This window comes from Sediminibacterium sp. (genome assembly GCF_019264485.1).
Lineage (GTDB): Bacteria > Bacteroidota > Bacteroidia > Chitinophagales > Chitinophagaceae > Sediminibacterium.
Genome location: NZ_JAHVAA010000006.1, coordinates 17,617 through 38,030 on the forward strand (window position 1 = coordinate 17,617; position 20,414 = coordinate 38,030).

Here is a 20,414-nt window from a genome sequence, read left to right on the forward strand (position 1 = left end):
AAAATTACGAGCTTATATTTTTTCTTTAAGGTCGTCGATATTTCTTTTTAATGTCTCCAGGTGTCTGCCAAAAGCCCGATGGCTCATGTATTTGGCAAGATAATAAGCGCATGGAACAAGAACGGCGGTCACGATAAATAGTGCTACCCACATTACCGGCTTTGCCATAATCTCATCTACAGATTTACCTGCACCAATTGCACCACCTAACATAAAGCCTCCCGCAGCACTGACGGGATAGATAAGGATACCTGTTTTTTGCTGCATTTTTATCCAATTGCTGATATTGGTATAATGTCTTTCCATTTCTTCCAGCAAAGGACTCCCGGGAGAGCTGGTTTGAATGTTTCTGTATTCTTTTAATGTTACGTAAGCAGCCCAACCGGTAAACAGGAACAGAAAACCAATAATGAGCCTTGTTTGCCAGAAAGGAAAATAAATAATAATCAATAGGTAACCGATGGCAATGAGCATGGCCCAGATACTATTGATCAGCATATTTTTTTTGATGCTAGCCAGAGGATTTTTTGATTGCAGACGCTCAATCACCAATGGTTTAAGCAATGCAGCCAGCGCTTCATCAGACTGCTCATCTATATCTTTCCAGGTTTTTTCTATGCTCATCTGTTATTGCTTTAAAAGATTCGCTAATTGTTGTTTGCAGCGATGCAGTTTTACTGCCACATGATTAATAGTAATACCCAGCACATCTGCCATCTCGGCGTTCTCATATCCGTCGAGGTGCATGGAAACAATGGCACGATCGGTTTCAGAAAGAGAGCGGATAGCGCGCCGCAACCTTTCTATTTCCTCTTTTTTATGGTTGGTCGTATCAGTCACCAGGTGCTCAACCGGTTCAAGCGATTCGATATAATCAATACGGTTTACTTTTCTTTTCTGGGTAAGAATGGTGTTCAGACATATCCGGTATAGCCAGGTGCTGAACTTGGCTTCTCCCCGGAATGAGGGCCAGGCTTTCCACGACTGTAATAGTACTTCCTGGTAAAGGTCTTTACGCTCTTCTGCATCATTGGCATAGAGTCCAACGAGCTTATAAATAATGCCTTGGCTGTTTTTAACCGCTTCCAGAAATGCTGCTTCGCTCAAATGATGATGGTTTCCTGAAGGTTAGTTGCAATAGTAGGGAGGAAATTACAGAAAGGGGAGAAAAGCTACAAGTTGCAAGCCACAAGCTACAAGTGGGTAAAACAGAAGGCCGGATATTCCCCCTAACATCGAATACGTAATATTTATAACCATTGCCTTGCAGCTTGTGGCTTGAAGCTTGCCGCTATCCTACTCCCCCTTATACAACCCTTTCTCACAGGCATAAGCCACCAGGCCGGCGATGCTTTTTACGCGCATTTTTTGCATGATACGGGTACGATGACCCTCAACCGTGCGCTGGCTGATGTATAAACTTCGGGCCACATCTTTACTGGTGCCGCCTTCACAGATGAGTTGTATGATGTCTTTCTCTCTTTCTGTAAATACCACAAGGTGGTTGCGGTAACCGGTATGGTATTTTTCAATCAGATCGGTTACCTGTCTGCTGCTTTCCTGGCAGAAGTAGGGCCGGTTTTCATACACCGCTTCAATGGCTTCGAGGATTTCTTTTTTTCCAACACCTTTGGTGAGATAGCCGATGGCACCAGCTTCGAGCATCTCCATGATATGGGTTTCGTGACTGAAAACCGAAAGGGCAATGATGCGTCTGGTTAACTGGCGCTTGCAAAGTTCTTTAACAGCCATCACCCCATCCATCACCGGCATGGATACATCTACCAGTATTACATCGGGTCTTAACTGATGTGCCAGGGTAAGTAGCTCAACCCCGTTGGAGGCTTCTCCGATAATCTGAAGGAAACGTACATCTTCCAGAATTTTTTTTAAACCCTTCCGGAAAATCACATGATCATCGGCAATCATGAGTTTAATTTTTTTGTATTCCATACAGGCTTTATTCATACCTGTGTGAAATAAGTAAAGCGCATCGTTTCTGCTAATGTGGAAAATACTCTATTTGAGGTGGTAAATACTCTTTTTTAGCAGGCGCATCAGATTTTCCAGCTTATTTAAGCGACCGGAAAAGTGCAGCCTGTTCTTCGGCAGACAGTTCAAGCCCCTTGAAAATGGCTACCATGGTAGTAAGGGCAATATCTACTTTTCCCTTCTCAATACGTTGTAAATGACTGTATTCCATATCGCAGTCAATCGCAAGCTGATGAATACTCAGCCCCCTTTCTTTCCTGACTTTCGTCAGATACCTGCCAAAACTTGCTTTTACGGAATCCTTGTCCATGCGGGAACAAGGTCATGTGAAACAGGAAAACGATTGGCGTATGATCATATGCCAGTTGATTTTCTTCCTAATTTTAGTCTTGAATCATTTATATGTATAAACCCTTATCATCTTCCGGTATTGAACTGATCACCGTATCGCAGAAAGTACGGCACAAAATTCTGTATGCCCTGGCCCGGTCAGTAGCAATGGAACAACTGGCAAAGCGTAAAACCCGGCAAGACGCAGAACAGAAAAAGAAAGCCGTTAAAAAAACAGTCATCGGGTCATAAATCGGCCCCAACTTATTCACGACCGCATCTCATACACGCTCAACTGATTAACTTGCGCCCATGCAAGAGTACCTGAATGGATTGAATGAACCCCAGCGCGAAGCAGTAACGCATATCAAGGGACCATTGATGATAGTGGCCGGCGCTGGCAGTGGCAAAACAAAAGTATTAACCACCCGCATTGCACACCTGATGAATAATGGGGTGGATGCTTTTAATATACTTGCCCTCACTTTTACCAATAAGGCCGCCGCTGAAATGAAAGAACGTATTGAGCGGATACTCGGTAACGCAGAAGCACGTAATTTATACATCGGCACATTCCACAGTGTATTTGCCCGCATACTCAGGGCCGAAGCACACCGTATTGGTTATCCCAACAGCTTTACCATTTATGATACCGACGACAGCCGTTCGGTTATTAAAACCGTGGTGAACGAACTGAACCTCGACGATAAACACTATAAACCCAATGTAGTAGGCAACCGTATTTCATCAGCCAAAAATGCATTGGTGGGTCCGGCAGAATATGCTACTGACTATTATATACAGCAGGAAGATATGCGGGCCAATCGTCCGGCCATTGCACAGATCTATGCAGCTTATGCCAACCGTTGTTTTAAAAACGGTGCCATGGATTTTGATGACCTGCTGCTGAAAATGTATGAGCTGCTCAAAAATTTTCCTGAAGTATTACACAAGTACCAGCATAAGTTTAAATACATTCTGATTGATGAGTACCAGGATACCAACCCTGTTCAGTACCAGATTACCAAACTGCTGGCAGCAGTACATGAAAATATTTGTGTGGTGGGCGATGATGCACAGAGTATTTACAGCTTCCGTGGTGCCACCATTGAAAACATTTTACAGTTCCAGAAAGATTATGATGATGTAAAAGTGGTGAAACTGGAACAAAATTACCGCAGCAGCCAGAACATTATTCATGTGGCCAATGAAGTGATTAAAAACAACAAAGGACAAATTCCTAAAAACCTTTGGACCGAAAACAAGGAAGGTGATAAGATTGTACTGGTTCGTACCATGACCGATAATGATGAAGGACGTTTTGTGGCCGACTGTATACAGGAACAAAAACTACGCTACCATTTTTACAATAAAAATTTTGCCATTCTCTACCGCACCAATGCGCAGAGCCGTTCATTTGAAGAAAGCCTGCGCAGAATGGGGATTGCTTACCGCATTTATGGTGGTGTGAGTTTCTACCAGCGTAAAGAAGTAAAAGATTTTCTGGCTTACCTGCGTGTGATTGCCAATACCAGGGATGAAGAAGCACTAAAGCGAATCATTAATTACCCTGTTCGCGGTATTGGTAAAACCACCATTGAAAAATGTGTGATTGCTGCCAATGAACAGAATATTTCGATGTATGAAGTAGTGTCGCGGGCTGCAGAATTTGGTTTCAAAGCGGGTACACTGGAAGCCCTGCAGAACTTTCATACCATGATCCGCTATTTCCAGAGTATGCTCACCAGCACCAATGCATACGATGTGGCGGTACAGGTAGGAAAACATACCAACCTGGTAAAAGAACTCTTTAACGATAAAACAACAGAAGGCCTCGCCCGTTACGAAAACATACAGGAATTGCTGAACTCCATCAAAGAGTGGACCGAAAGCCCCAGCAATGAAGATGGGGAACTGGGCGATAAATCGCTGGGCTCTTACCTGCAACAGATTACTTTATTGACCGATGCAGATGACGACAAAGGCGAACAGGATGCAGTGAAAATGATGACGATACACGCTGCCAAAGGACTTGAGTTTGAATGTGTGTTTGTGGGCGGAGTGGAAGAAACATTGTTCCCGAGTGGAATGTCGATCAACACCCGCGAAGAACTGGAAGAAGAGCGTCGTTTGTTTTATGTAGCAGTAACCAGGGCCAAACAGAAATTATGGCTCACTTATGCCAATGCACGTTACCGTTTTGGTCAACTCGTACAAAATGAACCCAGTCGGTTTATAGAAGAAATGCCCGAACAGTATATCGATAAAACCTATGCCGGTGGTGGTGCCCGCAACAATGCAGGCAGCGATATGGGCAGTGCGTTTGAGCGTATGCAGCGAGGTGTTGGATATGGTGGAGGCAGTGCTGCTGCTGCTGAAAGAAAATATGGCCCGCCACCCAGCCGCAAACCATCAGCCAAACCCGAATACCTGCCGGTACAACCAGTGGCACCCAAAGTGGTAGCACATGTACCATCGGCCGATTTTGTAGCGAGTGATACTTCGCAGTTACAGGCCGGACAAAAAGTAGAACACCAGAAATTTGGTTTCGGAACCGTATCGGGTGTTGAAGGTTCAGCCCATAATCCGGTGGCCACCATTCAGTTTGAAAAGAATGGCGAGAAAAAAATTATGCTCAACTACGCGAAACTGCGGATTGTAGAGGAGTGAACAGAGAAATAAGGAATATGAAATAAGGAACATGAAAATGTTTTATACATTGTACTATTTACTTTCTTATTTCATATTCCTTATTCCTTATTTCTCTGTTTCTAAACATTTGTTATCGTTTTCGCATATATGCCCTAATAGCTTTGTCTGAAACAAAGCAATATGAAATACTGTATAGCGTGGCTGATTTTTTTTTATCATATGGTGCCGGTACAGGCGCAATCAGATACGATCAAATGGCCGGAGAAATACCATCCATCCAAAAGCCGGTTTTATGTACACAATCAGATAGAGATCAATGCAAAACCGGAGATCGTCTGGAAAATACTGATCGATGCCCTTCAGTGGGAAAGTTGGTATAAAGGCGCAAAAAATATACGCTTTGCCGATACCACACAGAAGCAACTGGAATCTACTACCATCATGAGCTGGCAAACCATGGGGTTAAAATTTCGTTCCACTATAAAAGAATATGAACCCAACCGGCTCCTGGCCTGGGAATCGGTTAAGAAAAGCATACAAGGCTATCATGTATGGTTAATTATTCCTACTGAAAACGGATGCAGGGTTATTACCGATGAATCGCAGAATGGCTGGCTCACGTTTATGGAAAAAACATTTCAAAGAAACAAACTAAAAAAACTGCACGATGTTTGGCTCAATGAACTGAAACAAAAAGCAGAACAAAAACCTGTTTTATGATGGCATTTATACAGGAACTGAAAATTCGCAATGAGGCCCTCTACTATTTTGGTCTGCTGAATTTTGTTGCAGCCATCCTCATGATACTGCTCGCACAATTCACATCAGTAAAAGTATATAATGTAAATGCATGGTACAAACCCATCAAATTCGCGCTCTCAATAGGTATGTATGCATGGACGATGGCCTGGTACATCTATTATCTTCCTTCCTTTAATACAGGATTGTTCAACATAGCTATTATTGTATTATTAGGCTTTGAATTGGTATACATTGTTTTACAAGCCGCACGCGGACAGCTTTCACATTACAATATATCAACACCATTCTATGCTTCTTTATATGTATTGATGGCATTGGCCGCATCATTGGTTACTATATACACATTATATGTAGGTATTCTTTTCTTCAAAACGCCTTTTCCCGAATTACCTGTTTATTATCTCTGGTTAATCCGCTTGGGGATCATCATATTTGTGGTGTTCTCATTCGAAGGGTTTGTAATGGGCTCGCGTATGACACATACCATTGGCGGCCCCGACGGAGAAGCAGGCCTGCCCTTTCTTAACTGGAGCTATCGCTACGGCGACCCAAGAGTGGCCCATTTTATTGGAATGCATGCCCTGCAGGTTTTGCCGCTGCTGTCTTTCTACCTGCTCAGAAATACCAGAGCCGTATTCATAGTCTCCATAGTATATGCACTATTGGCAACTTTTACACTCATACAAGCCCTGAACGGAGAGCCGGTGAAAAAGGAGGAGAAAAGGGGGAATGTTGAATAATGAATATCGAATGTCGAAATGGTATTCTGCTTTACTTCAATATTGGATATTCAGTATTCAATATTCTGCGGTTTCTCTAACTTCACGCCATGACCGGTGCCAAATACCTCAAATACCTGAACCCGCTAACGCTTTTCGATACCAAACGTACACGCGATATCTTTCATGTGAATCCTACGGTGATTCCGGAAAGGGTGGAAGCCAGTGAGATAAAATTGAAAGTGTATGACTATTCTGCCACTGAATTTTCAGAAACACAACTGAGTGATATAAAAGACTGTTTTACCTATCGCGATAACAACCATATTTCCTGGATCAATGTAGACGGTATACGCAAAGCCGATGTGGAAGCGATATGTAACCATTTTGGTATTCACGCCCTTATCGTGGAAGATATTATGAGTGTGAGTCAGCGACCCAAGATGGATGAGATGGACAATGTATTGTTCTGTTTACTCAACATGCTTTATTTCAATGAACAAACAGGCGCGGTTGAAACAGAACAGATCAGCATTATACTGGGTAAAGGATTTGTATTGTCATTCCAGGAAGATGCCGGCCGCGATGTATTTAACCCTATTCGCGATAAACTTAAACTCAACGGTAGTAAACTAAGAGCCAGTGCTGCCGATTATCTCTGTTATGCCATGCTCGATATGATAGTTGACAACTATTATATTGTTATGGAAAAACTGGGCGACCGGATTGAACAACTCGAAGAAAGAATCATCCGCGGCAGTAATACCCGCACACTGGCTGTCATCAACAGCCTTCGCAAAGAGTTGATTGTATTAAAGAGAAATGTGAACCCGGTACGGGAACTCATCAATGGTTTTATACGCAGCGAAAGTGAACTGCTCGAAGAAAGAACCACCAAATATTTTAAAGACGTATACGATCATATTCTTCAGGCCAACGACCATGTAGAGAACTATCGTGATATGATGATGAACTTACAGGATCTCTACCTGAGTAATGTAAACCTCAAGACCAATGAGGTAATGAAGGTAATGGCCATTGTAACCTGCTTACTCGCACCGGCCACCGTAATCGGCGGTATCTTCGGCATGAACTTCGACCGCATTCCCTACCTCCACCACCAATATGGTTTCTTCATCGCCGTAGGCCTTATGCTGGTAGTACCGGTATGGATGCTGGTGATGTTTAAAAGAAGAGGGTGGTTTTAGAAAACAGAGAAATAAGAAATACTTTGCAGTTATCTGAATCATTAAGCTGAATGAAAGTTAAAATAATTCTCCTTTTTTGTATCGTCATTTTTCAGGCATATAGTGTTTCTGCACAGTCGGTAACTGTTACGGTTTCGGGTCTTATTAAATCGGGGGATAACAAAAAACCACTTGCCTTTGTAAATATTATCGTAAAGCGTGAGCGCGATAGTGTTTTTGTAACCGGTACGGTAAGTAACGAAGAAGGCCGCTTTTCAATGGCCAATATAAAACCGGGCAACTACCTCATAGAATATGCTTATAGTGGTTTTGAACAGCAAAAAAAAACCGTACTCATCGGCAGCCTCAGTCCTTTTCTCGACCTCGGCACCATTGAATTACAACCTGGCATAAACCAATTAAAGGAAGTAGTGGTAAACAGCACAAAGCCGGATGAAATGGCTGCCACCATGGATAAAAAAACCTATTCGGTAGCTGCAAATATTGCACAGTCGGGCGGTTCGGTTTTACAGGTATTGAAGAACCTGCCGGGTATAACCACGAGTCAGGATGGAAAAGTAGAATTAAGGGGCAGCGATAAAGTGGCCATATTGATAGATGGAAAACAAACAGCACTCACAGGTTTTGGTAACCAGAACGGCCTCGATAATTTACCGGCTTCCGCCATCGAAAGAATAGAAATTATCAATAACCCCTCAGCCAAATACGACGCTAATGGCAATGCAGGTATTATTAATATCATTTACAAGAAAAATAAACAGGAGGGCTTTAATGGAAAATTCGGTCTTACAACAGGTTTGGGCGCACTCTGGATTAAAAAGGAAAATCTTCCCGCTATTCGCCCGCAGTATCAGTCAACCCCCAAAATAAATCCATCACTCTCTTTGAATTACCGAAAAAATAAAGTGAATGCATTTCTGCAATCGGACTGGCTTTATACCGAAACACTGAATAAAAATGAATTTGTAAGCAGGACTTATTCAGATGGAACGGTAATAGAACAACAAACAAAGCGAAACAGGAATACACATTTTTTGACGACAAAAGCAGGGTTCGACTGGAACCTGAACAATAGAGATGTACTAACGGTATCTGGTCTTTATGGCATTGAGAAAATCATTGACCGGGGCGATGAACCATTTTATAATAAAGAACTCACCAACCGTAAAAGACTCTGGCGTTTTCTGGAAGACGAATTAAAAACAACCGTAGTAGCATCGGCTCTCTATCAGCATAAGTTTGAACAGCCCGGACACCTACTGAATATGGGCTTTAATTATACGTTTCACAGGGAAGATGAGAAATATAATTTTGAAAATATACTACCATCTTTTACAGGACTCGATTCATTTAAACTACTCTCAGATGAACATGTGGCCGATTTTAATATAGACTATACGCGGCCACTGAAAAACGGAAGAATAGAAGGAGGCATAAAATTTCGCTATAGAAATATTCCTACCAACATGCAGTTTAAACCCGGACAAAATTCACCGCTGGATGTAAATGCCGGTGGTGAAGCAACGTATACAGAAATTATACCGGCCATATATGGTAATTATGTTTTTGAAAGCAATAAAGTAGAAGCAGAATTGGGCTTACGGATGGAGTATGTTGACCTTGATTATAAAGTAAACCCCAATCATAATACTTATAAAAGCGACGGCTATCAATATACACAACCCTTTCCCAACCTGCGGCTGGCGTATAAGATAGATGAATACAATAAAATTTCGCTCTTCTATAATAAGCGTGTAGACCGCCCCAATGAAGTAGATATACGCATCTTCCCCAAATACGATGATGCAGAAATTATAAAAGTAGGTAACCCCGGTCTTCGACCGCAGTTTACCAATAGTTATGAGCTGGGATATAAAACCAATTTCAGCAAGGGTTATTTTTATTCAGCGCTGTATCACCGCAATACCAACAGTTATATAACGCGTATTGCCATACAGGTACCGCCCAGCACACTCATCTATAATGTATTTCAAAATGCGGGCAGGAGCAGCCATACAGGTCTGGAACTGGTTTTTCAACAAACGGTATCACCCGTTTTTTCTTTTAATGCCAATGCCAATATGTACAGAACAGTGGTAGATGCATTTACCGTACTGAGCAAATATCCTGTTCCAACCCCTTTTTCGGCCAATCAGCAAACGCAGACATCGGGTAATATTAAGTGGAATGCTATCTTTAAACTGCGTAATCAAACCGAACTGCAGCTTACTACTATATACCTGGCACCAGATATTATTCCACAGGGGAAAATAGGGGCCCGGTTTTCGGTAGATATGGGTGTAAAAAAACAGTTGAAGGATGGGAAAGGCGAATTATTTTTCAATGCCACCGATCTTTTCAATACACTTCGCATTGAAAGAACCATCAACGGAAACGGCTTCACCCTTAACAGTACCGACTACTATGAAACACAGGTTTTCAGACTGGGGTATAGCAGGAAGCTGTAAAACAGAGAAATAAGAAAGTAAAGCACCATTCACTTTCTTATTTCTCTGTTCCCAATGGTTTCTTATAAAAATAGAACATGAAAAAACATTGCCTGCTGCTGGGCTTAGCAGTAATAAACATAGTACAGTTAAGTGCGCAATCGAATGATTCGGAAGACCGGGTTAGGGTTAGCGGATACCTGGAAACATATTATGCCACTGATTTTGCTAAATCGAAAACACATAACGGGCCTTCTTTTATGTACTCCTATAACCGGCTCAATGAGTTTACGCCCAACCTGGCCCTGCTGAAAATAGCGTACGGGGAAAAAAGCATCAGGGCCAATATGGCAATTGCGGCGGGTACGTATATGAACAGTAACCTGTCTGCAGAACCCGGTGTATTAAAAAATATATTTGAAGCCAATGCAGGTGTTAAATTATCGGCGGGAAAAAATATCTGGTTAGACGCGGGTATTTTCTCTTCACATATTGGTTTTGAAAGCGCCATCGGTAAAGATTGCTGGAACCTCACCAGGAGCATGCTGGCAGATAATTCGCCCTATTACGAATCGGGTATAAAATTATCCTACACCACTGCCAATGAGCAATGGTTCATGAGTGTTTTATTACTGAATGGCTGGCAAAGAATACAAAGGGTTGCAGGCAATAATACCATTGGCATCGGTCATCAACTAACCTATAAACCCGATAGCACCATTACCCTTAACAGCAGCTCTTTTATTGGTAACGATAAACCTGATAGTATAAAACAGATGCGCTACTTCCATAATTTTTATGGGATATTCAAACTGAGCAATCGCTTTGCCATTACTACCGGTTTTGATGTGGGCGCCGAACAAAAAACAAAAGGCAGTCGGACATATAATTACTGGTATTCACCGGTACTCATTGGTCAATGGAAACTGAACAGCAAAGCAAGTGTTGCCGGCAGGCTTGAATATTACAGTGATGCAAACGGCGTTATTATTCCATCAACAACACTAACTGGTTTTAAAACCTGGGGCTATTCCATGAACTACGATCTGGCCCTGCACCCGAAAGCCCTGTGGCGAATAGAAGCCAGATATTTTTCATCAAAAGACAGGGCTGTAAACAAGAGCCTGCTGATTACAACATCCCTCGCGGTGAGCTTTTAAAATAAGAAATAAGAAAGTGAATGGTGCTTCACTTTCTTATTCCTTAATTCTTATTTCTCTGTTTCCTACACTTTCACCAGTTTCCACTTTCCTCTTTTAAACAGTATTACACTGGTAATACTTACACAGGTTTCGGTGATGACGATGGCGATGAAAACGCCGGTGGTACCGAAATCGAGTACCTGCGAGAGGAGCAGTGCGAATGGTATCTGGAAAATCCAGAACCAGAACAGGTGGATCCAGGTGGGGGTTCTGCTGTCGCCGGCACCATTAAAAGCGTTGATCATTACCATGCCTACACCGTAGAAAATATAACCCAAACTCACAATACGCAGTGCCGAAACGGCTGTTTCGCTGATATTGGGGTCTTGTGTAATAAGCCCTACAAAAAATTCGGCACCTGTTACAAAAAGCACGGAAACAAAAGCCATAAAAATGGCATTGTACCGGGCTGTTTTCCAGACCGACTGCTCCGCCCGTTCCGGTTGCTGTGCACCCAGGTTTTGTCCAACCAAAGTGGCCGCAGCATTACTCAAACCCCAGGCGGGCATGAGGAAGAAAATGAGTAAACGTATGGCGATGGTATAACCTGCAACGGCATCGCTGCCAAAACCGGTCATGATACGGGCCATCACGATCCAGCTGGCCGATGCAATGATAAACTGCAATGTTCCGGTAGATGCAATATTGGCAATGGATTTAAGTATGGCCGCATCGGGTACAAAATGTTTTTTGAGGATGCGTATAATACTTTTTCCCCTGAACAGGTGGTAGAGCTGGTACAATACACCAATACCACGACCGGTGGTGGTGGCAATGGCCGCACCTGTTAACCCAAACTGGTTAATGAGAATGGGACAGAGAATGATATTGCAGATATTGGCCAGCCATAAACTTTTCATGGCCATGGCTGCATCGCCCGCACCGCGAAAGATACCGTTGATGAGAAAAAGCAACATGATTACGAGGTTACCGATAAGCATAATGCGGGTATAGTTGGTACCCATGGCTATTACGCCCTCGCCTGCACCCATGAGCTGGAGCACATCGCCGGCAAAGAAAATACCGATGATGCTGATGAGTATGGAAACACCAAAACCGAGTAAGAGGGCCTGAGCGCCGGCATGTGCGGCTCCGTCGTGGTTTTTTTCACCCACCCTTCTGGCCACCATGGCAGTAGCCGCCATGCTGATACCGATGGCGATGGAATAGATAAGGGTAAGAAAAGATTCGGTCAGCCCAACTGTGGCGGCCGCATCGGCGCCAAGTTTGCTCACAAAGAAAATATCTACCACGGCAAAAACCGATTCCATACACATTTCGAGTATCATGGGAATGGCCAGCATGAAAACGGCTTTGCGTATACTGCCCTGTGTAAAGTCCTGGTGTTCGCTGTTGAGTGCTTCGCGGAAATAACTGAAAAAGCCCTTTTTGGGCGTATGGGTTGGTTGAATATTCGTCATTGTTGAACTTAATTAAATAGAAATATAGGCGCCGGGGCGCAGTTAATAAGGGTTGCGGAGAAAATTGGGTAGCAGAACGATGTTTGCGTACCCTGCTTAGAAGTTCATAAAACCGGTATTGGTGTATATATCCTGCAGCAGTTATTGACAGCAGGCAGGTAAAAATAAATATTTTACCCGCATACCAGCCGGAAAAAAATGGATGAGTGGCGAAAACATACACCTGTCATTGGCGGTACTGCCACTTGCTGATTGAACCGATTGTATCCCGAAAACCATTTCAGCAGCCTGCATGCGCTGGGTTTATACAATGGTTATCAACTAATTATAATATTGGGATACAGGGCTTTCCGGTAGGTGGTTCTGGTTTTAGCTCATAATCAACCCAAGGCAGGAGCGATGTTTATGTATAGCTGTCGCATTCTTAATAAAATATGCGACAGCAATGCGACAGTAATGCCACAACTATGCGACAGCTATGCGATAAACTACTCGCCAGCCATGAAAAATAAGCCCATTACAGGCCTAACTGGTACTAACCAAAACAGTGTAATACCCGGGCGGCTAAGAATTTTTTATCGCAAGCGGGTTAATGAGTATATTGAACCTGCTTAATAATTGACCCGATATTTGGTTCACCTAAACCAAACCCTGAACAAATGCCCTGACGAATATTGTCGGGGCTTTGTGTTTTCAAAAAAATGCAGCACCGGTATACCAAAAGCGGTCTTTTAACGTATATATAATCTGTAAGGGTTCAACAGGTAAATAGTTGAATATCATAATTATATATCTTTAAACCAAAGTTCAATATCCCCCCAGATGAGCTGCTTGTGGAAGACCATATCCAATATTAGCATGCCTGTGCGTTATGTGCGGGGGGGAAATTCATTTTATAAACGACTTTCTCTTTTTTTATTGCTGCTGGTTTTTATTCCGGTGGTTTCGTTTGCTCAGTTTACAACCGGAGGCACCATCACAGGAACAAAATGTCAAGTTTGGGACGCAGCACATGTATTTACGGAGACTGTTCCAGTTTCTGTTGAAAATGGATTTGAGGAATATCAATGGCAAAGATCTCAAGACCCTACATTTTCAAGTGGCATAGTAAATCTCTCGACATCAAAGCCTTTATTAGATAATTCTGATATCACTGGTACGTGGTACTATAGGCGACAAGTTACAAGAGCAGATAACCCAGGTGTTACTTTATATAGTAATACTATAATGGTTGTAATGATGCCCAGTGTAAGTATTGCTGGCACATTAACTGTTTGTCAAAATGCAACCAACCCTACATTAACGATTACGGCGGTGGGAGGTATTGCACCTTATACCATTACTTATAACCTGAATGGTGTGGCGCAAACAGCAATTGCTACTACAACGGGTGCTGGTACTATGACGGGTACGGTAACTATTTCAGCGCCCACAAATGTGGCGGGCACATTTACTTATAGCCTCACTTCAGTTGTAGATGCAAATTCGTTATCGGAAACCTGTACTAACTCAAGTGTTAGCAGCAGTGCTACAATCACTGTAACAGCTTTGCCTACCGCAACTATTACAGCAAATACATTAACGGCTTGTGTAAACAGCACAGCTCCAGTTGTTACATTAACAGGTTTGGGAGGCACGGCCCCCTTTACATTTACTTATCGGGAAATTACTAATGGAACACCCGGTTCTAATCAAACTATCGTATCAAATTTAGCGGGAGTTGCTAGTTTTTCTGCAACAGTGTCATCAGCCGCGACACGTAATTATGAATTAGTATCTGTGCAGGAAAGTAGTGCTACAGCTTGTATAAATGCGCAGAATTCATCAGTCACAATTGTTACAAATTCAAATCCAGATGCAACCGGTGTTAACCCGTTTCTGCCTGCAGTCTGTTTGGGGACACCTAATTTTAGTGTTACATTTTCCGGTGTCAGTGGGGGTCCGGACCAGTACCGGATTATATGGGATGGTACTGCAACAGCGGCCGGTTTTACCAACGATGGCTTCCAGACATATAATACAGGAACGAATACAATAACCGTAACTGTACCTGGAACCGCATTAGCAAACACCACTTACAATGGAACACTTAGACTCCAAAATTCATCTACAGGGTGTTTTTTGGAAAATTCGAGTTCCGTAACAATAAACCCATTGCCAACAGCAACGATTACGAGATCGGCCGCAGCTGTATGTGTTAATGGAACAATTCCCACTGTTACGATAACCGCAGCAGGAGCCACAGCACCTTATTCTGTTACGTACCGATTATTAACGAATGGAGTAGCGGGATCGAATCAGGTGATTGCAACAAATGGAGCAGGCGTAGCTACCATCAATGTACCGGTAACTACAGCAGCCGAACTGACATATGAGTTGGTATCGGTGCAGGAAAGTAGTGCAACTGCATGTGTAAATGCGCAGACATCATCAACGACAGTAACAGTCAATCCATTACCGACAGCAACGATTGGAAGTTCAGCTGCAGCAGTATGTGTAAATGGTACAGCCCCCACAGTAACGTTAACGGGCATAGGAGGCACAGCACCATACACATTTATTTACACATTGAATAGTGGATCGAATCAAACGATTACTTCGACGGGCAATACAGCAATCATAACTGTACCTGTAACAACAGCAGGAACCTTTACATATCAGTTGGTATCGGTACAGGAGAGTAGTGCAACCGCATGTGTAAATGCACAAACATCATCAACGACAGTAACAGTTAATCAATTGCCAACCGCAACTACCACAGCAACCGGTCCTACTACATTCTGCGCTGGCAGTTCTGTAACACTAAATGCGAATACGGGAACAGGATTAAGTTATCTGTGGAGTAATGGATCAATAAATCCGTCTGTTACAAATATTGTTTCATCGGGAACCTATACAGTAACTGTAACGAATACAAATAACTGTTCAGTTACATCGGCTCCAACTATTGTTACAGTGAATGCGTTACCTACGGCAGCGATCACAGCAAGTGGACCCACTACATTCTGCGCTGGCAGTTCTGTAACACTGAATGCGAATACTGGAACAGGATTAAGTTATCTGTGGAGCAATGGATCAACAAATCTGTCTATTACCAATATTGCTTCATCGGGAACCTATACAGTAACTGTAACGAATACAAATAACTGTTCAGTTACATCGGCTCCAACTATTGTTACAGTGAATGCGTTACCTACGTCAGCGATCACAGCAAGTGGACTCACTACATTCTGCGCTGGCAGTTCTGTAACACTAAATGCGAATACGGGAACAGGATTAAGTTATTTATGGAGTAATGGATCAACAAGTCCGTCTGTTACTAATATTGCTTCATCGGGAACCTATACAGTAACTGTAACGAATACAAATAATTGTTCAGTTACATCGACTCCAACGATTATAACAGTAAACGCCTTGCCCACCGCCACAATCACCCCAAGCGGACCAACAACATTCTGCGTAGGTGGCAGCGTAAATCTTACATCGAGTACAGGTACCAGCTATTTATGGAGCAATGCATCAACCAATGCTTCCATTACCAATATCACCACATCAGGTACTTACTCAGTAACGGTAAGAGATGCCAATGGATGCCAAAATACATCAGCCCCTGTAACCATTACGGTAAATGCAAATCCAACCCTCAACATTACCAATCCCGCCGCCATCTGTTCGCCCGGTACGGTCGATCTTACGGCAGCAGCCATCACCACAGGCAGTACAGGCGGATTAAATTATACCTACTGGTCCAATGCCGCTGCTACCACGGCCCTCACCACGCCATTTGCCATCGGTACAGCAGGCACCTATTATATACGGGGTACCAATACAATTACCAATTGTGCTGTTATACAACCGGTAGTAGTGAGCATCAATCCACCTGCTGTACTGCAGATCAATACACCGGCTGCTGTATGTGCCCCACAAACAGTAGACCTTACTGCTGCAGCCATTACCAGCGGCAGTGCCGCCGGACTCAGCTATACTTATTTTACCAATGCCGCAGCTACTACCCAACTCAATAATGCCAATGCAGTAAACACATCGGGTGTTTATTATATTAAGGGTACACCGGTATCTGGCTGCAGTGCGGTGTTGCCGGTTACGGTAACCATCAATCCTTTGCCAACACTGGTGGTAAATAATCCGGCTGCGGTATGTTCACCACAGGTTATTAATTTAACCAGTGCCAATATAACAGCAGGCAGCAGTGCGGGTTTGAGTTTTGCCTATTTCTCCAATGCATCATTAACCACACCTGTTGCCAATGCGCAATCGGTAAACAGTTCCGGTACTTTTTATATCAGGGCCACCGATGCCACCACAGGCTGTGTAAGGGCGTTACCGGTAACCGTACAAATAAATGCGGCACCACAGGGCGTATTGGCCACACCGGCAGGTAATATTATCTGCGAAAACAGTGCGCTTACACTCAACGCATCGGGTGGTAACAGTTACCAGTGGTTATTAAATCAGCAGCCCATAAACGGAGCCACTGCGGCTACTTATAATGCAACCGTGGCGGGTAATTATGCTGTTCGTTTTATTTCGGCCCAGGGTTGCGAAACCGTATCGGCCAATACCATCAGTCTTGAATTATTAAGCACCCCAACGGTACAGTTTACACTTAGCAATGCCTGTGCGGGGGTATCTACTAATTTCAACAATACATCAGTAACCAGTGCCAGCGGTGGCATCAACTGGTTATGGGATTTTGGTGATGGCAGCAGCTCTAACCAGTTTTCTCCCTCACATATTTATAGCAGTGCAGGTACTTACTCGGTTCGTTTAACCGCTACCAGTCCGGTATGCAGCAGCTTTAATGAAACATCGGAAGTAACCTATCGTGTGCAATCGGCATTACCGGCAGTTCGTTATAAAGAGGTGGATGTATTAAAAGATATTCCTGCCACCGTAACGGCCCGTGCCATTGGTACCAGTTTTCTATGGCAGCCGGCAGCGGGGGTAAGTAATATCCAGATTGCTTCGCCCAGTATTCGGGTGAGTACCACCACAGAATATACCGTGGCCATTACCAATGATATTGGTTGCACCACTACCGATACGGTATTGGTGAAAGTAATTCCGGGTGTAGACATTTATGTGCCACAAGGTTTTACACCCAATAACGACGGACAAAACGATCGGCTTTATCCGATACTGGTGGGTATGCGTCAACTGAATTATTTCCGTGTATTCAACCGCTGGGGTCATATGATTTTTACTACCAAAGAAAGCAGCGTACAATCGGGCTGGAATGGTCAGTATCTTGGTGTGGTGCAACCCATCGGCACTTATACCTGGATAGCAGAAGCCATAGACCTGCAGGGAAATGTGGTGAGGAAAACGGGAACGGTGTTGTTGTTGCAGTAGGAGAGAGAGACCATAGCCCATGATAAAGCAGAAATGCTTCTTTCTATGGACTATAGACCATCGACCATGGACTAAAACAAATGAAGCTAAAATCAATCATATTATTCACACTCATCTGCTGCAGTGGTGTACTGCATGCACAGGATCCTTATTTTTCTCAGTATTATAGTTCTCCGCTTACATTCAATCCTGCACTCACGGGTTATTTTAATGGGGCGCACAGATTAGCCATTAATTATCGCAACCAGTGGGCCAATATCAGTTCGCCATACCAGACAGGGGCTATTTCTTTTGATACCCGTATCATGAAAAATAAAATAGGCACCAATAATAAATGGGGGCTGGGTATACAGGCTATGTACGACCAGGCAGGAGCAGGCGTTTACAAGAACAGTTATATAGCGGTATCAACCGGATTCAATAAAGGACTGGATGCTGATGGTAACCAATCGATCGGTATTGGTATACAGGCGGCATATGCACGCCATGTGGTTGACTTCAGTAAAATAAGTTTTGCCAACCAGTTTACCAGCAGTGGTTTCGATTTGTCGGTGCCCAGTGGCGAAACCATCAACAACCGATCTGTGGGTTATACCGATCTGAATATCGGGCTATTGTACAATTATGGTGATGAAGCGGGTAATAATTTTAATGTAGGTGCATCGGTGTATCATCTGCTCCGGCCATCACTGAGTTTTTTCAGTGCACAGAACAGCAGGATTGCGAGGCGTTATGCGGTTCATGCAAGTGGACTTTTACAGGTGAATGATCGAGATCAGTTTTTTTTCAGCAGTAATTTTATGCAGCAGGCCAGTAATAACCAGACAGTTGTAGGCATGGCTTATGGCTGGGGTATTGGCGATATGGATGCACATGTGTATACAGGTGCCTGGTTAAGGGTGAAAGATGCAGTGTATCCGTATATCGGACTGAGAACAAGTAATTACCAGATAGGCATCAGTTACGATATCACCCATTCCGATCTCAAAAAAGCCAATGGCTTTACCGGTAGCAGTGAATTGTCTTTTATTTATTTCTTCAACCAGAAAGACAGGCGGAATAGTATTCCTTGTTTTTTTTAGGGAATAGGGAATCGTCAATGGTGAATGGTCAATCGGGAGTAAGGAGACATAAACATTCACGATTTACCATTGACCATTCACTACTCCCTCCGCAAACAGTTTCCTGTATCACATCAAATTCTACCAACCGCTAACAATAGTTGTATTTTTAAAGTACAAAGGCTGTTTATGCAAAAGGTTAAAACTTGTTATGCTATAGTTCTATTGTTATGTGGGTTTAATGATGTGGTATCTGCGCATACTTCTATGGGTGGCGATACAATTATTAAAAGCCTTGTTACCCTAAAAGAGTATCCGATCACCAATCTTGCAAGTGTTCCGGCTATAAAAAGAGACGACCCGAAAGTCTATTATGGCAAGTGGCAGTGGGTAAATGATAACAGAGATACGTTTACCATTACAATGATGCCCGGAAAAGCAGCAACAACAAAGGATGTTACTGTAATTCAGTCTGATATTGTTTGTTATTATACCATTATCAGACAGGGGCAGTTGGTAGAAAGCACTGTACCGGCTTCTCTGAATAGTGAACGTGCAGTGCGAACAGAATTGTATGGATATGCAATGGAAAACAGGCTGCTTATATCTTTTCCAACAAATATTACCAGCTTAGATGGATCTATATATTGTGAGCTGCAATTAGCAGCAAATAATAAAGAGAGGGGCATCTTAAAAAACGGAGCTTATCTGCCATGCTTAATAAAGGCTTTTAACAGTAAACCAACTGCATCGGGTAATAATACTCCTGCTGATTTACTCTTGCATAAAATTTCCAATACCTACTAAAAATGAGAACAGGTTACACACTTGTTGTGTAACCTGTTGCTCTGCTTCTAACATACTGCTTATAAAAACCCAAACTTGCCAATGTTGATGTTGTTGGTCGGCGACCAACAACGGATGTAGCCCTTTTCAGGGGCCCTGCTTACGGGCAGGGCCGGTATATTGCTATAGATTCCTGGATTAGAGGGCTGTTGCTTTTTTACCACCTGATATCACTGCGATAATCAGTGCTGTGGTAATGAATTTTCCTTTCATGTGCTTTGTTTATTTGTTTGTTTGTTTGATGATGCAAAAATGCATCGGAAAAACAGCCTGTTCAACCGCATATGAATGTGAAAGATGGGGCCTGCATGTTTGTGCAGGAATGCATTTTTAACACAGCATACATTTCATCCTCATTTACCGCCGCTTGTCAGTGAAACCCGTTTGCCATGTTAAAAAAA

General features: G+C 43.1%; 15 protein-coding genes. 10 read left to right on the plus strand and 5 right to left on the minus strand.

What is annotated here, in order from left to right; translation table 11 throughout:
• Positions 1-12 precede the first annotated feature (12 nt).
• The 4 genes from KXJ59_RS03150 to KXJ59_RS03165 form a co-directional block, all read right to left on the minus strand.
• Positions 13-624, minus strand: coding sequence for a hypothetical protein (locus tag KXJ59_RS03150; RefSeq protein ID WP_295201044.1), 612 nt, complete (start codon positions 622-624; stop codon positions 13-15).
• Between the two features lie 3 nt (positions 625-627).
• Positions 628-1,107, minus strand: a complete 480-nt coding sequence (locus tag KXJ59_RS03155; protein ID WP_295201046.1) for a sigma-70 family RNA polymerase sigma factor — start codon at positions 1,105-1,107, stop codon at positions 628-630.
• A gap of 189 nt (positions 1,108-1,296) precedes the next feature.
• Positions 1,297-1,953, minus strand: a complete 657-nt coding sequence (locus KXJ59_RS03160) for a response regulator transcription factor (protein ID WP_295201049.1) — start codon at positions 1,951-1,953, stop codon at positions 1,297-1,299.
• A gap of 118 nt (positions 1,954-2,071) precedes the next feature.
• A complete protein-coding gene (locus KXJ59_RS03165) occupies positions 2,072-2,302 on the minus strand; it encodes a helix-turn-helix transcriptional regulator (protein ID WP_295201052.1) in 231 nt (76 codons plus the stop codon).
• Between the two features lie 92 nt (positions 2,303-2,394).
• On the opposite strand from KXJ59_RS03165, the gene KXJ59_RS03170 reads away from it, so the two are divergent.
• The 7 genes from KXJ59_RS03170 (at position 2,395) to KXJ59_RS03200 (ending at position 11,270) form a co-directional block, all read left to right on the plus strand.
• Positions 2,395-2,574, plus strand: a complete 180-nt coding sequence (locus KXJ59_RS03170) for a hypothetical protein (RefSeq protein WP_295201053.1) — start codon at positions 2,395-2,397, stop codon at positions 2,572-2,574.
• A gap of 60 nt (positions 2,575-2,634) precedes the next feature.
• Entirely contained in the window at positions 2,635-4,992 is a 2,358-nt protein-coding gene (locus KXJ59_RS03175) for a UvrD-helicase domain-containing protein (RefSeq protein ID WP_295201054.1), read from the plus strand.
• Positions 4,993-5,154: 162 nt separating this feature from the next.
• Positions 5,155-5,694, plus strand: a complete 540-nt coding sequence (locus KXJ59_RS03180; RefSeq protein WP_295201056.1) for an SRPBCC domain-containing protein — start codon at positions 5,155-5,157, stop codon at positions 5,692-5,694.
• Positions 5,691-6,476 carry a hypothetical protein gene (locus tag KXJ59_RS03185; RefSeq protein WP_295201057.1) on the plus strand — a complete coding sequence of 262 codons (786 nt, stop codon included), beginning with the start codon at positions 5,691-5,693 and terminating at the stop codon, positions 6,474-6,476. Before KXJ59_RS03180 ends, KXJ59_RS03185 begins: the two co-directional genes overlap by 4 nt.
• Positions 6,477-6,565: 89 nt before the next feature.
• Positions 6,566-7,663, plus strand: a complete 1,098-nt coding sequence (gene corA / locus KXJ59_RS03190; protein ID WP_295201058.1) for a magnesium/cobalt transporter CorA — start codon at positions 6,566-6,568, stop codon at positions 7,661-7,663.
• Between the two features lie 50 nt (positions 7,664-7,713).
• On the plus strand, positions 7,714-10,131 hold the full coding sequence (locus KXJ59_RS03195) for an outer membrane beta-barrel family protein (RefSeq protein ID WP_295201061.1): 2,418 nt from the start codon (positions 7,714-7,716) through the stop codon (positions 10,129-10,131).
• 77 nt (positions 10,132-10,208) lie between these two features.
• Positions 10,209-11,270, plus strand: coding sequence for a porin (locus KXJ59_RS03200; protein WP_295201064.1), 1,062 nt, complete (start codon positions 10,209-10,211; stop codon positions 11,268-11,270).
• Between the two features lie 65 nt (positions 11,271-11,335).
• Here the strand turns inward: KXJ59_RS03200 and KXJ59_RS03205 are convergent, their stop codons facing one another.
• Entirely contained in the window at positions 11,336-12,733 is a 1,398-nt protein-coding gene (locus KXJ59_RS03205) for an MATE family efflux transporter (protein WP_295201067.1), read from the minus strand.
• A gap of 1,236 nt (positions 12,734-13,969) precedes the next feature.
• Here KXJ59_RS03205 and KXJ59_RS03210 point away from each other — a divergent pair.
• From KXJ59_RS03210 to KXJ59_RS03220, 3 genes are all read left to right on the plus strand, one after another.
• Positions 13,970-18,106, plus strand: coding sequence for a PKD domain-containing protein (locus KXJ59_RS03210; RefSeq protein ID WP_295201069.1), 4,137 nt, complete (start codon positions 13,970-13,972; stop codon positions 18,104-18,106).
• An 80-nt stretch (positions 18,107-18,186) separates the two neighbouring features.
• Entirely contained in the window at positions 18,187-19,188 is a 1,002-nt protein-coding gene (locus KXJ59_RS03215; RefSeq protein WP_295201072.1) for a PorP/SprF family type IX secretion system membrane protein, read from the plus strand.
• A 168-nt stretch (positions 19,189-19,356) separates the two neighbouring features.
• Positions 19,357-19,974: a hypothetical protein gene (locus KXJ59_RS03220; protein ID WP_295201075.1), complete on the plus strand. Its 618-nt coding sequence runs from the start codon at positions 19,357-19,359 to the stop codon at positions 19,972-19,974.
• Positions 19,975-20,414 lie beyond the last annotated feature (440 nt).

Excerpts from the sequence above, each read along its gene's own strand:
- KXJ59_RS03220 (WP_295201075.1), top strand. The coding sequence starts at position 19,357 with ATGCAAAAGGTTAAAACTTGTTATGCTATAGTTCTATTGTTATGTGGG.
- KXJ59_RS03150 (WP_295201044.1), bottom strand. The coding sequence starts at position 624 with ATGAGCATAGAAAAAACCTGGAAAGATATAGATGAGCAGTCTGATGAA.
- KXJ59_RS03195 (WP_295201061.1), top strand. The coding sequence starts at position 7,714 with ATGAAAGTTAAAATAATTCTCCTTTTTTGTATCGTCATTTTTCAGGCA.
- KXJ59_RS03175 (WP_295201054.1), top strand. The coding sequence starts at position 2,635 with ATGCAAGAGTACCTGAATGGATTGAATGAACCCCAGCGCGAAGCAGTA.
- KXJ59_RS03180 (WP_295201056.1), top strand. The coding sequence starts at position 5,155 with ATGAAATACTGTATAGCGTGGCTGATTTTTTTTTATCATATGGTGCCG.
- KXJ59_RS03205 (WP_295201067.1), bottom strand. The coding sequence starts at position 12,733 with ATGACGAATATTCAACCAACCCATACGCCCAAAAAGGGCTTTTTCAGT.
- KXJ59_RS03185 (WP_295201057.1), top strand. The coding sequence starts at position 5,691 with ATGATGGCATTTATACAGGAACTGAAAATTCGCAATGAGGCCCTCTAC.
- KXJ59_RS03170 (WP_295201053.1), top strand. The coding sequence starts at position 2,395 with ATGTATAAACCCTTATCATCTTCCGGTATTGAACTGATCACCGTATCG.
- KXJ59_RS03210 (WP_295201069.1), top strand. The coding sequence starts at position 13,970 with ATGATGCCCAGTGTAAGTATTGCTGGCACATTAACTGTTTGTCAAAAT.
- KXJ59_RS03200 (WP_295201064.1), top strand. The coding sequence starts at position 10,209 with ATGAAAAAACATTGCCTGCTGCTGGGCTTAGCAGTAATAAACATAGTA.
- KXJ59_RS03160 (WP_295201049.1), bottom strand. The coding sequence starts at position 1,953 with ATGGAATACAAAAAAATTAAACTCATGATTGCCGATGATCATGTGATT.
- KXJ59_RS03215 (WP_295201072.1), top strand. The coding sequence starts at position 18,187 with ATGAAGCTAAAATCAATCATATTATTCACACTCATCTGCTGCAGTGGT.
- corA (WP_295201058.1), top strand. The coding sequence starts at position 6,566 with ATGACCGGTGCCAAATACCTCAAATACCTGAACCCGCTAACGCTTTTC.
- KXJ59_RS03165 (WP_295201052.1), bottom strand. The coding sequence starts at position 2,302 with ATGGACAAGGATTCCGTAAAAGCAAGTTTTGGCAGGTATCTGACGAAA.